The organism is Exiguobacterium sp. PvP048 (genome assembly GCF_040549175.1).
Lineage (GTDB): Bacteria > Bacillota > Bacilli > Exiguobacteriales > Exiguobacteriaceae > Exiguobacterium_A > Exiguobacterium_A artemiae.
Genome location: NZ_JBEPSU010000001.1, coordinates 266,188 through 278,480, shown reverse-complemented (window position 1 = coordinate 278,480; position 12,293 = coordinate 266,188). Strand labels below are relative to the sequence as shown.

The window sequence follows — 12,293 nt, the reverse complement described above, 5'->3', positions numbered from 1 at the left end:
TATATGTGAACAATTTGTTACATCAAACATTTAAAACAGACACAAATGATTATGTTCTCTATGATACGGATATAAACAATATATAGAAGTACGTCTAGAAAGAGGGGGCTATACACATGTTCAATGATCCAGTCATGCTCAGTCGATTATTGACAGGGCTCACATTAGCATTCCACATCATCTTTGCGACGATTGGGGTAGGGGTTCCATTGATGGTACTCGCAGCTGAGTACATCGGTATTAAACGAAAAGATTCAGACTATATTCTTTTGGCACGTCGCTGGACGCGCGGTTATATCGTAACTGTAGCGGTAGGTGTCGTAACAGGAACAGCGATTGGTCTACAATTGTCGCTCTTATGGCCTTCCTTGATGCAAGTAGCCGGTCAAACGATTGCCTTACCGTTGTTCATGGAAACTTTCGCCTTCTTCTTTGAAGCGATTTTCCTCGGTATTTATCTCTACACATGGGACCGGTTTAAAAATCCATGGTTACACTGGTTAATCGGGATTCCCGTCGTCATCGGGGCGACATTATCTGCTTTCTTCATCACGACGGTCAACTCATTCATGAACTCGCCGGAAGGATTCAAAATCGTTAACGGAACGTTGACGCAAATCGAACCGTTGAAAGCGATGTTCAACACGGCGACACCAACGAAAGCAACGCACGTCATCGTATCCGCTTACTTGACGGTTGCCTTCATCTTGGCAGCAATCGCAGCGTTTCATCTGTTGCGCAAGAAAACTTTGTCGGCGGCAGAAACGGCTTATCACAAAAAAGCACTTCGCTTAACCGTCATGGCCGGCTTAATCTTTGCCTTCTCGACAGCATTGGTCGGTGATTTCTCCGGGAAATACCTGGCGAAATACCAACCTGAAAAACTCGCAGCGGCAGAATGGCATTTTGAAACGACAAACGAAGCCGAATTGATTTTCGGTGGTATTTTGGATGAACAGGCGGACGGCAGCTATGAAATTAAAGGTGCTGTCAAGATTCCGTATGCTTTATCCATTCTCGCAGGGGGAGCACCGGATACAGAGGTCATCGGTTTGAATGAATTCGCCAAAGAAGATCAGGCACCTCTGTTTGTCCACTATTTCTTCGATATCATGGTATCGATTGGCATGTACCTGGCTGCCATCTCAGCCTTGTTCATCTTGGCATTCCGACTCAAAAAGTTGAACCCGTACAACAAATGGTTACTGCGCGGTATTTTCATCGGTGGACCGCTTGCCATCGTCTCGATCGAAGCAGGATGGATGTATGCGGAAATCGGACGTCAGCCTTGGACGCTCTATGGTATTATGAGAACGGCTGATGCAGCGACGACTTCGACGGCTGTCGGACCGATGTTGATTTTATTCAGTTTACTTTATCTGTTGCTCGGAACGATTTGTACAGTCGTCTTGCTCCGGATGTTTAAAAATAATCCAGTCGGCAAAGAACTCGCGGACGATCATCACACACGTGGTGAAGCGATGTTTGCGGACGACAACAAATAAGGAGGGAACGAGTTGGACATTCAAACACTTGGAATAACCGTACTTTGGACGTTCCTTTATGGATATCTCATCGTTGCCTCAATTGACTTCGGTGCCGGTTTTTACGCGTTTTATTCAAAATATACGAAACGGGATCATCTGACGAACCGTTTGATTCTCCGTTATCTTTCTCCGGTCTGGGAAGTGACGAACGTCTTCTTCGTCTTCTTCTTCGTCGGACTTGTCGGATTCTTTCCGGATACGGCATATTATTACGGAACAGCTTTACTTGTTCCGGCTTCGATCGTGTTGGTATTGATTGCAATTCGCGGTAGCTTTTACGCATTTGCCAACTATGGTTCGAACGACAGCATGTTCTATACGTTCTTATACGGTGCGACAGGATTGCTGATTCCGGCAGCGATGTCGACGACACTGACAATCAGTCAGGGCGGTTTTATCCGGAAAACAAATGAGACCGTCGAATTCCTTGGGACGAAGCTGTTCACGAACTTTTATTCTTGGACGGTCGTTGCGCTTGCCATCGTATCGGTTCTTTATATCAGCGCGATGTTCCTGTTGTTCTATGCGGATAAAGCAAAGGATGAGAATGCAACACCATTGATTCGGAAATGGGCATTGTTCTGGAGTGTTCCGACAATTGTTGTCTGTGCATTAGTCTTCTTCGGACTGAAGAATCAGGCAGCGTGGCATTATGAAAATATTTTAAACGGCAACTGGTGGTGGTTCGCAGCAAGTTTCCTATTCTTCTGCGTTGCTGTCACACTTGTTTACTTGAAGAAAAACTACGGGATTGCTTTCATCGCCGTGATGGCACAATACGGTGTTGCCTGGTTCGGATACGGATACACACACCTTCCGTACATTCTTTATCCGTACATCGATATCAATAAAGCGGTCGTTAACGAAACGATGGCTACGGCACTTGTCGTCGTCTTCATCTTCGGACTGATGTTATTGATCCCTGCACTGTATTTGATCTTACGGTTGTTCCTGTTTGACAACGATTATGTCAGCGGGAAAAAAGCAAAATAAGTAGAACGTCTATCACGTAATCAGTTCGAGGCTGACTCAAAAGTCGGTTTCTCCAAAGAAAAGGGCGGCAGATTCAATTCTGCCGCTCTTTTCTCGTTTAATGTAGAACTCACGTACTTACGAGACTCCTACAGGAAATGGCGTGAAAGATCAAATGATTTCTTTTGGAGTCGACCCCTTTTTTTGATTAGATTTGTCGGTCGTTTTAAGGTGGGGAGAACCGAAAACTGTATTGTAAAAGCGTTCATAGTAATTTAGAAGTGAATCGGGTACACTACTACTGAAGCAGAAATGTGAAGGAGAGTTGAACATGAATGGAGAGTTTGCGGTAATCGGTTTAGGGCGTTTCGGGGGATCGATTGTTCGAGAGTTGTCGAAAAACGGATATGATGTTTTGGCGATTGATTCGGATGAAGAACGTGTGAATGAATATATGGGGATTGCGACGCATTCCGTCATTGCAGATACGACGGATGAGAACGTTCTAAAGAGTCTCGGAATCCGTAATTTTGATCATGTCATCGTTGCGATCGGGGAAAACATCCAAGCATCGATTTTGACGACTTTAATTTTAAAAGAACTGGGTGTCCAGTCGATTACGGTCAAGGCGACGAATGATTACCATGAAAAAGTGTTGCGTAAAATTGGTGCGGACTTCATCGTCCACCCCGAGCGGGACATGGGGGTCCGGATTGCCAACGGATTGATGAGTTCGAATATTTTAGATTATCTCGATTTATCACAAGAGTTCTCGATTGTCGAAATCAAAGTCAGTGACCGGATGGCGAACCAGACTTTGATTGATCTGGATTTACGAAGCAAGTACGGTGCGAACGTTGTTGCCATCAAGCGGGGCGAGAACGTCATGATTTCCTTACAAGCGGATGAATTGATTGAAAAAGGGGATTACCTCGTCGTCATTGGAGAAAACGATGACTTGGACCGCTTGGAGCGCGCCATTCATAAAGTGAAAAATTAATATCAAAAAAGGCTGAGGAATGATTCCTCGGCCTTTTGAGTAGTTAAATGAGTTGAAATTCCTTGAGACCGTGTTCGATGCCGTCTTCGAGAATATGTTTAGTGACGAAATCGGCGGCTGCTTTTGTTTCTGCAAGACCATTGCCCATCGCGATGCCGGTTCCGACATAACGCAACATTTCTAAATCATTTAACGCATCTCCGAAAGCAAACGTATCTTCGCGCCGGATATTGGTCAGCTTCAGAAATTGTTTGATGCCGTCCGCTTTGGATGAACCGACATTAATGACGTCCATTGCGTTCGGATGCCAGCGGATGAAGTCGAAGGCCTGATAGTTCTGAGTGTACTCGGCTTCTTCTTCAGCAGTACAATAGACAAGCGTCTGGAAGACATCATGTGTCGTAAACGCCTGGTCATTAAAAGCCGGTAAAGGAATATCCAGTTCGCCAAGTGACTCTTGGACTAACTGATCCGACGGTTTCGTTGAAAACCCCTGTGTTTCACCTAGATAAACAAGCGTATGACCATTTTTATGGGCCCGCTCTGTCAAATGCTTAAGATCTGCAATCGGTTGCGGACGTCTGTAAATGACCTCGTTCTGATGCACGACGATTTGACCATTGTACCCAATGATCGTATCGATATTGAGTAATTCGCGGACACCGGATAACATCGCCGGACCGCGTCCGGTTGCGATAGCTACATAGACACCATTTGCTTGTAATTGTTTAATTGCCTGTTTGGTCGACTCGGGAACAAAATGACCATCGTGAAGTAAGGTTCCATCGATATCGAAAAAGACGACTTTCTGATTTGCCATGGTTTCACCTTCTCTTTTTAATTGGCTGTTCAGCCGGATACATGTGGAATTATAGCACAGCGTTAACGTTTACGCCGACCTTGGATTAGGAATAGGATGAAAAAATAGTAGGATATCGTGTATACTAATCTAAGGACAAAAAACAATGGACTGATAAGGAGTTGCTAAACATGATTTTTAAAGTATTTTATCAACCGCTTCGTTCAGAAGCCCCGGTACGGGAACGGACAGAAGTGATGTATGTTGAGGGAGAGAACATTCGTGAAGTGCGAACAGCGATTGACCACCTCATCAAAGAAATTAACGTCGAATTCATCCGTGAGTTAAGCGGCGAATTCCTTGAATATGAAAAACTAAGCCCAGACTATAAGGTTGAAACGTTCGCATGAAGTTCGTTAAAAACCATCAAGCAGCCGTTTTCGCACTCGGCGGCTTAGGAGAGATCGGGAAGAACACATACGTCGTTCAATTTCAGGATGAGATCATCGTCATCGATGCCGGTGTCATGTTCCCTGAAGATGAACTGCTTGGAATCGACTATGTCATTCCAGATTACACATACTTGATCAAAAACAAGGACAAGGTAAAAGGTGTCTTCATCACTCACGGTCACGAAGACCACATCGGGGGATTGCCGTTTTTACTCAAACAAGTCAACTTACCGATTTATGCCGGAAAGATTGCACTTGGTCTCATTAAAGTAAAACTCGAAGAACACGGTTTATTGCGGACGGCCGAGTTGCATGAAATTGATGAAGATTCAATCATCAAATTCCGGAAGACGAGTATTTCATTTTTCCGGACGACTCACTCGATTCCAAACTCGTTCGGAGTTGTCGTCAAGACACCACAAGGTAACATCGTCCATACCGGCGACTTTAAGTTCGATTTTACACCCGTCGGAGAACCGGCTGATTTAACAAAAATGGCGGAACTCGGCAAGGAAGGTGTTCTCTGTCTATTGTCTGACTCGACGAATGCCGAGATTGAAGGCTTTACGATGAGTGAACGTGTCGTCGGAGATACGATTTCAAACATCTTCCGTAAAGCAGAGGGGCGGATCATCTTCGCGACTTTTGCCTCGAACATCTATCGCTTGCAACAAGTCGTCAATGCATCAGTCGAAGCCGGACGCAAAATCGTCGTCTTCGGTCGGAGCATGGATAAAGTCATGATGATTGGTCAGGAGCTTGATTTCATCAAAGCACCAAAGGGCACAATCATTGAACCGAACGAGATGAAACGGTACAAGTCAAATGAACTGACGATTCTTTGTACAGGTTCGCAAGGGGAGCCGATGGCAGCCCTTAGCCGGATCGCCAACGGAACACACCGTCAGATTTCCATCATTCCGGATGATTTGGTCATCTTCTCGTCTTCTCCGATTCCAGGAAACGTTGTTTCCGTCGGGAAAACGATTAACCAATTGTATAAAGCCGGTGCAGATGTCATGTACGGTAAATTGAATGACATCCATACATCAGGTCACGGCAGCCAACAGGAACAGTTGTTGATGCTCCGTCTCTTGCAACCTAAATACTTCATGCCAATCCACGGAGAGTACCGCATGTTGAAAAAACACATGTCACTTGCGATGGATTCCGGTGTGCCGGAAGAAAACTGTTTCGTCATGGACAACGGTGAAGTTCTGGCACTCGATGCCAATGCAGCCGCCATTACGGGTAAAATCCAAGCGAATGCCGTCTATGTAGATGGAAAAGGAATTGGAGATATTGGTAATATCGTCCTGCGTGACAGACGGATTCTTTCAGAAGAAGGACTGGTCGTCGTCGTCGTCACACTTGATTCTAAAACGAATCGTCTTGTTTCAGGACCGGACATCATTTCGCGCGGATTCGTGTACATGCGTGAATCCGGTAACCTGATCAAGGATGCGGAACGTCTGTTGAAACGTTCGCTTGAGCAATCTTTAGCGAACCGAAACACAAAATGGACGGATATCAAGCAAGTCATCAACGATACATTGACACCGTACCTGACTGAAAAAACACAACGTCATCCAATGATCATGCCGATCATCATGGAAGTATAAACAAAAAAGACATTTCCTTATTCTGGAAATGTCTTTTTTGTTACTTCATTCTTATTTTAGAGAGACGAACCATACTCCTTGAAGGGTTCTTTCGGATCGATTCGATCGTAAAACATGATCCCATCCAAATGATCATATTCATGTTGGCAAACGACGGCCTTTAATCCTTTTAATCTTAATTTTACAGGATTTCCGTTATGATCGATGCCAGACAGGGTAATACGCATATAGCGCGGCACATGACCTTCGACTTCCCGGTCAACGGACAAACAACCTTCTCCGCCGGCAAGATACGTTTGTTCAACGGAATGACTGACGATTTTAGGATTATAAATCCCGAACTCGAGAATGTCGTCCCCGTCTTGCAGACGAATGGCAAACATTCGTTTATTGACTCCGATTTGTGGAGCCGCCAGTCCAATCCCGCTACGTAAATCATATTTTTCGGCTAATTCATCGTCTTGACTGTTGGCGAGATATTCCATCATCAGACGCATCGTTTCCTTATCTTCCTCACTGAGAGGGAAGGTAACGTCGACAGAACGTTCGTGAAGCGAAGGGACATCTTCCCGAACGATCTCATTCATGGTAATCATGAACAGCACCCCTTTCATCTAAAAAAATTATAGCATATCAAAGGAGGAATATTAATAACTAACACAGTTGTGAATTGATGAATAGTACAGAAGTAAAGGCGTTCTTCATATGTGATGTCATTCACAAGAACATCCGCTAAAAAAAATAAAACATTTTCTTTGATTTTATAGGTGTTACAGTTTTATACTTGTAACGTAATGAACAAGACATGCTTGCGTGTCTCTTCATGTTAATACAGTTTACTCAACTGGATAGGTACACAGATATATGTTCAAGAAAAGGTCATACGGGACTTCATTTTTTGAACACTATTGGTATGTAGCAAGTCAGTAAGAGGAATATTTCGCTGAACACAGTGAAAGGATGAGGTGAAAAGATGAACTTAAACATGTTTAAAAACGTGGAAGAAAACTTTGAAACATTCCGCATTCTGGATGAGAAAGGTGAAGTCGTCAACAAAGACGCTATGCCGGACCTCTCAGATGAAGAACTTACGGAATTAATGCGTCGTCTCGTTTACACACGTATCTGGGACCAACGTGCAATCTCACTCAACCGTCAAGGACGTCTTGGTTTCTACGCGCCAGTCGCTGGACAAGAAGCGTCAATGATCGGTTCACAATTTGCTTTAGATAAAGATGACTGGATTCTTCCAGGATACCGTGATATCCCGCAAATGGTTTTCCATGGTTTCCCGCTTTACAAAGCATTCTTGTTCTCACGCGGACACATCACAGGCGGTAAGATTCCTGAGGGTGTTAACGTCTTAATGCCGCAAATCATCATCGGTGCACAAATCGTGCAAGCTGCCGGTGTTGCACTCGGCCTTAAGAAAAGTGGAAAAGAACAAGTCGCAATCACGTACACAGGTGATGGCGGATCGTCACAAGGTGACTTCTACGAAGGTATGAACTTTGCCGGAGCATTCAAAGCACCTGCGATCTTCGTTGTCCAAAACAACCGTTTTGCGATTTCTACACCGGTTGAAAAACAATCGATGGCGAAAACAATCGCTCAAAAAGCTGTTGCAGCCGGAATCAACGGAATCCAAGTTGACGGAATGGACGTTCTTGCCGTCTACGCAGCAACAAAACAAGCTCGTGTTGAAGCACTGAACGGTGTTCCGACATTGATCGAAACGCTCACATACCGTTACGGACCGCATACGCTCGCTGGAGATGATCCAACACGTTACCGTACAAAAGATATGGATGATGAGTACCAAGCACAAGATCCACTCGTTCGTTTCCGTGCGTTCATGGAAACAAAAGGTCTTTGGAACGAAGACAAAGAGAACGAAGTCATTGAACAAGCGAAAGCGGATGTAAAAGAAGCACTCGCTCAAGCAGATAAAGAACCAAAACAAAAAGTAACAGACTTCATCAACGTGATGGCTGAAAAGTTACCACAAAACCTGCAAGAGCAGCTTGATGAGTATACAGCAAAGGAGTCGAAATAACCCATGGCACAAATGACGATGATCCAAGCGATCACTGACGCAATGCGCGTCGAGATGAAACGCGACGAGCAAGTTCTCTTGTTCGGTGAAGACGTCGGTAAGAACGGTGGGGTATTCCGTGCGACAGAAGGTCTTCAAGATGAATTAGGCGAAGACCGTGTCTTCGATACACCACTTGCCGAGTCTGGTATTGGTGGCCTTGCAGTCGGATTCAGCTTAACTGGTTTCCGTCCAATCATGGAAATCCAATTCTTCGGTTTTGTTTTCGAAGTATTTGATTCTGTAGCGGCACAACTCGCACGTTTACGTTACCGTTCAGGCGGCACGTACAGTGCACCTGTTACAATCCGTTCACCATTCGGTGGCGGTGTTAAAACACCTGAGCTTCATGCAGATAACTTGGAAGGATTAATGGCTCAGTCACCAGGACTTAAAGTCGTCATCCCTTCAACTCCGTATGATGCAAAAGGTCTTTTGATCGCATCAATCCGCGATAACGACCCAGTCGTTTTCCTCGAGCACATGAAACTGTACCGTTCATTCCGCGGTGAAGTGCCAGAGGGCGACTACACGATCGAACTTGGAAAAGCAGACATCAAACGTGAAGGTACTGACGTGACAATCGTAACGTACGGTGCAATGGTTCACGCGTCACTCAAAGCTGCTGAAGAGCTTGAAAAAGAAAACATCAGCGTTGAAATTATCGATTTGATGACAATCAGCCCGATTGACATCGATACAATCGTTGAGTCAGTCAAGAAAACGAACCGTGTTGTCGTTGTTCAAGAAGCTCAAAAACAAGCAGGTGTGGCTGCAATGGTCGCAACTGAAATTCAAGAGCGCGCAATTCTTGACCTCGAAGCACCGATCCTTCGTGTTGCGGCACCTGACACAATCTTCCCGTTCGCACAAGGTGAAGATTCATGGCTTCCGGACCACAAAGATATCGTCGAAAAAGTAAAAACTGTTTACAACTTCTAAGAGTGAACCGGAAAAAAGGAGAGAGGCAATTCTCTCCTTGCTTCCGTTTTAAAGATAACAATCGACCAGAAGAGTGAAATAAAAGGAGGCTAATTCAAATGGGTTTATTTGAATTCAAATTACCGGATATCGGTGAGGGTATTCACGAAGGTGAAATCGTAAAGTGGTTCGTTAAAGCAGGCGACACAGTAAAAGAAGATGACATTCTTCTTGAAGTACAAAACGATAAAGCAGTCGTTGAAATCCCGTCACCAGTTGATGGCACAGTCAAAGAAGTAAAAGTCGACGAAGGCATCGTAGCCGTCGTTGGTGACGTATTGATCACGTTTGATGTGGAAGGCGAAGGTTCAGCTCCTTCTGAAGAAGAAGCACCGGAACAACCTAAAGCAGCAGACAACGCAAAAGATGTCCAAGACACAGATAAAAAAGTCGAAGACAAGCCAAATGAAGTTCAAATCCATAAATCAGAACGCGTTATCGCAATGCCTTCAGTGCGTAAATATGCACGCGAAAAAGGCGTCGACATCCGTGAAGTTCAAGGTTCTGGTGACAACGGTCGCGTTGTCAAAGAAGACATCGATGCATTTGCAAACGGTGGACAATCTTCAACTGCACCAGCAGCAGAAGAAAAAGCACCGGCAGCACAAGCTTCAGCATCTAAATCTGAAGTGAAACCGTATGTTGCAGCTCAACCTGAGTTCGAAACACGCGAGAAGATCAAAGGAATCCGTAAAGCGATTTCGAAAGCAATGGTCAACTCGAAACATACAGCCCCACACGTTACATTGATGGACGAAGTCGATGTTACGAATCTTGTTGCACTCCGTAAAAACTTCAAAGAAGTTGCGGCAGCACAAGGTACGAAATTGACGTATCTTCCATTCGTTGTAAAAGCATTGACTGCTGCAGCTAAAAAATACCCTGCAATCAACGCGTCAATCGACGATGTGAACGAAGAAGTTGTTTACAAAAACTACTTCAACATCGGTATCGCAGCAGACACAGACAATGGTCTTGTTGTTCCTGTCGTCAAAGATGCAGACCGTAAATCAATCTTCGGATTAGCAGATAACATTAACGACCTTGCTGGTAAAGCACGTGACGGTAAACTTTCTGGGGACGAAATGAAAGGCGGATCGATCACAATCACAAACATCGGTTCTGCTGGCGGACAATGGTTCACACCTGTCATCAACCACCCAGAAGTTGCAATCCTCGGTATTGGCCGTATCGCTGAAAAAGCGGTCGTCAAAAACGGCGAAATCGTTGCAGCACCAGTACTTGCTTTGTCATTCAGCTTCGACCACCGTCTCATCGATGGTGCTACAGCACAAAACGCGCTTAACTTGGTTAAACGTTTGTTAAATGACCCACAACTTCTCATTATGGAGGGATAAGCAATGGTAGTAGGTGAATTCGCACAAGAAACAGATTTACTCGTAATCGGGGCTGGCCCTGGTGGTTACGTCGCTGCAATCCGCGGTGCGCAACTCGGACTTAAAGTAACAATCGTCGAACGTGAAAACGTCGGTGGTGTTTGTTTGAACGTCGGATGTATCCCGTCAAAAGCCTTGATCACAGCTGGACACAACTTCCAACATGCAAAAGGTTCAGATTCAATGGGAATCACATCTGAGAACGTCGCTGTCGACTTCTCAAAAGTTCAATCTTGGAAACAATCAGTCGTCAACAAATTGACTGGTGGTGTTGGTGGCCTTCTTAAAGGTAACAACGTTGAAACAGTCGTTGGGGAAGCTTACTTCCAATCTGAAGATACAGTTCGTATCATCAATGAAGATTCTTCTACACCTTACAAATTCAAAAAATGTATCATCGCAACAGGTTCGACTCCAATCGAACTTCCAGCTTTCAAATGGTCAAAACGTGTCCTTTCTTCAACAGGCGCTTTGAACCTTCCTGAACTTCCGAAAAAACTCATCGTCATCGGCGGCGGGTACATCGGAATGGAACTCGGAACAGCGTATGCTAACTTTGACACTGAAGTTGTCATCTTAGAAGGTACAAAAGATATCCTTTCTGGATTCGAGCCTGCAATGACGCAAGTCGTTAAGAAAAAGCTTAAACAAAAAGGAAACATCACGATTCACAACGAAGCACTTGCACAAAGTGTCGAAGAGACAGAAGAAGGCGTGAAAGTTACGTTTGAAGTCAAAGGTGAAACACAAACTGTCGAAGCGGACTACGTCCTCGTCACAGTCGGTCGTCGCCCGAACACATCTGATCTCGGTCTTGAAATGGCAGAAGTTAAAGTCAGCGAACGTGGACTCGTCGAAATCGACGATCAGTGCCGTACGTCGAACGAAAACATCTACGCTATCGGGGACATCGTTCCTGGGCCGCCACTTGCACACAAAGCTTCATTCGAAGCAAAAATTGCTGCTGAAGCAGCTGCTGGACATCCGGCATACCTCGACTACAGCGCGATTCCTGCGGTTGTCTTCACAGACCCAGAACTCGCAACAGTCGGTTATACGGAAGCACAAGCAAAAGAAGAAGGACTCGACTATATTGCGTCTAAATTCCCTTACGCTGCAAACGGACGTGCTCTTGCACTCAACGAGCCAGACGGCTTCTTGAAAATGATCACACGTAAAGCAGACGGTCTCTTGATTGGTGCTCAAATCGCCGGTACAGGCGCATCTGACATGATCGCAGAGATGGGACTCGCAATCGAGTCTGGTATGACAGCTGAAGATATCGCACTCACAATCCACGCGCACCCTTCACTCGGTGAAATCGCAATGGAAACTGCTGAAGTTGCAATCGGTAGCCCAATCCACATCATGAAATAAGCCAAAAAACCTTAAGCGGGGAGCCGACCGCTTAAGGTTTTTTTGTGTCGT

At 45.1% G+C, this 12,293-nt stretch carries 11 protein-coding genes; 9 read left to right on the top strand and 2 right to left on the bottom strand.

Annotated elements, in window-relative coordinates; all coding sequences use genetic code 11:
• The first annotated feature begins 116 nt into the window (after positions 1-116).
• The 3 genes from ABIC15_RS01430 (at position 117) to ABIC15_RS01420 (ending at position 3,519) form a co-directional block, all read left to right on the top strand.
• Positions 117-1,505 carry a cytochrome ubiquinol oxidase subunit I gene (locus tag ABIC15_RS01430; RefSeq protein ID WP_012370888.1) on the top strand — a complete coding sequence of 463 codons (1,389 nt, stop codon included), beginning with the start codon at positions 117-119 and terminating at the stop codon, positions 1,503-1,505.
• Between the two features lie 12 nt (positions 1,506-1,517).
• Entirely contained in the window at positions 1,518-2,540 is a 1,023-nt protein-coding gene (locus ABIC15_RS01425) for a cytochrome d ubiquinol oxidase subunit II (protein ID WP_290827101.1), read from the top strand.
• Positions 2,541-2,850: 310 nt separating this feature from the next.
• Positions 2,851-3,519, top strand: a complete 669-nt coding sequence (locus ABIC15_RS01420) for a potassium channel family protein (protein ID WP_012370886.1) — start codon at positions 2,851-2,853, stop codon at positions 3,517-3,519.
• 43 nt (positions 3,520-3,562) lie between these two features.
• Here ABIC15_RS01420 and ABIC15_RS01415 read toward each other — a convergent pair whose 3' ends face one another.
• A complete protein-coding gene (locus ABIC15_RS01415; protein WP_012370885.1) occupies positions 3,563-4,339 on the bottom strand; it encodes a Cof-type HAD-IIB family hydrolase in 777 nt (258 codons plus the stop codon).
• Positions 4,340-4,509: 170 nt separating this feature from the next.
• Here ABIC15_RS01415 and ABIC15_RS01410 point away from each other — a divergent pair, with 170 nt between their 5' ends.
• Positions 4,510-4,728 carry a DNA-dependent RNA polymerase subunit epsilon gene (locus ABIC15_RS01410; RefSeq protein WP_012370884.1) on the top strand — a complete coding sequence of 73 codons (219 nt, stop codon included), beginning with the start codon at positions 4,510-4,512 and terminating at the stop codon, positions 4,726-4,728.
• Entirely contained in the window at positions 4,725-6,392 is a 1,668-nt protein-coding gene (gene rnjA / locus ABIC15_RS01405) for a ribonuclease J1 (protein ID WP_354019544.1), read from the top strand. The genes ABIC15_RS01410 and rnjA overlap by 4 nt, the downstream gene beginning before the upstream one ends.
• Before the next feature lie 56 nt (positions 6,393-6,448).
• On the opposite strand, the gene def is transcribed toward rnjA, so the two are convergent.
• Positions 6,449-6,988 carry a peptide deformylase gene (def, locus tag ABIC15_RS01400; protein ID WP_012370882.1) on the bottom strand — a complete coding sequence of 180 codons (540 nt, stop codon included), beginning with the start codon at positions 6,986-6,988 and terminating at the stop codon, positions 6,449-6,451.
• Between the two features lie 377 nt (positions 6,989-7,365).
• Here def and pdhA point away from each other — a divergent pair, with 377 nt between their 5' ends.
• The 4 genes from pdhA (at position 7,366) to lpdA (ending at position 12,242) form a co-directional block, all read left to right on the top strand.
• On the top strand, positions 7,366-8,448 hold the full coding sequence (gene pdhA / locus ABIC15_RS01395) for a pyruvate dehydrogenase (acetyl-transferring) E1 component subunit alpha (RefSeq protein WP_012370881.1): 1,083 nt from the start codon (positions 7,366-7,368) through the stop codon (positions 8,446-8,448).
• Positions 8,449-8,451: 3 nt separating this feature from the next.
• Positions 8,452-9,429 (top strand): alpha-ketoacid dehydrogenase subunit beta, encoded by a 978-nt coding sequence (locus tag ABIC15_RS01390; RefSeq protein ID WP_012370880.1) that lies wholly within the window; start codon positions 8,452-8,454, stop codon positions 9,427-9,429.
• Between the two features lie 98 nt (positions 9,430-9,527).
• Positions 9,528-10,826 carry a dihydrolipoamide acetyltransferase family protein gene (locus ABIC15_RS01385; RefSeq protein WP_354019543.1) on the top strand — a complete coding sequence of 433 codons (1,299 nt, stop codon included), beginning with the start codon at positions 9,528-9,530 and terminating at the stop codon, positions 10,824-10,826.
• 3 nt (positions 10,827-10,829) lie between these two features.
• Entirely contained in the window at positions 10,830-12,242 is a 1,413-nt protein-coding gene (lpdA, locus tag ABIC15_RS01380; protein ID WP_012370878.1) for a dihydrolipoyl dehydrogenase, read from the top strand.
• Positions 12,243-12,293 lie beyond the last annotated feature (51 nt).

Bases quoted from the DNA above. Each gene is read 5' to 3' on its own strand.
- ABIC15_RS01415 (WP_012370885.1), bottom strand. From the start codon at position 4,339: ATGGCAAATCAGAAAGTCGTCTTTTTCGATATCGATGGAACCTTACTT.
- ABIC15_RS01390 (WP_012370880.1), top strand. From the start codon at position 8,452: ATGGCACAAATGACGATGATCCAAGCGATCACTGACGCAATGCGCGTC.
- pdhA (WP_012370881.1), top strand. From the start codon at position 7,366: ATGAACTTAAACATGTTTAAAAACGTGGAAGAAAACTTTGAAACATTC.
- def (WP_012370882.1), bottom strand. From the start codon at position 6,988: ATGATTACCATGAATGAGATCGTTCGGGAAGATGTCCCTTCGCTTCAC.
- ABIC15_RS01385 (WP_354019543.1), top strand. From the start codon at position 9,528: ATGGGTTTATTTGAATTCAAATTACCGGATATCGGTGAGGGTATTCAC.
- lpdA (WP_012370878.1), top strand. From the start codon at position 10,830: ATGGTAGTAGGTGAATTCGCACAAGAAACAGATTTACTCGTAATCGGG.
- ABIC15_RS01420 (WP_012370886.1), top strand. From the start codon at position 2,851: ATGAATGGAGAGTTTGCGGTAATCGGTTTAGGGCGTTTCGGGGGATCG.
- rnjA (WP_354019544.1), top strand. From the start codon at position 4,725: ATGAAGTTCGTTAAAAACCATCAAGCAGCCGTTTTCGCACTCGGCGGC.
- ABIC15_RS01430 (WP_012370888.1), top strand. From the start codon at position 117: ATGTTCAATGATCCAGTCATGCTCAGTCGATTATTGACAGGGCTCACA.
- ABIC15_RS01410 (WP_012370884.1), top strand. From the start codon at position 4,510: ATGATTTTTAAAGTATTTTATCAACCGCTTCGTTCAGAAGCCCCGGTA.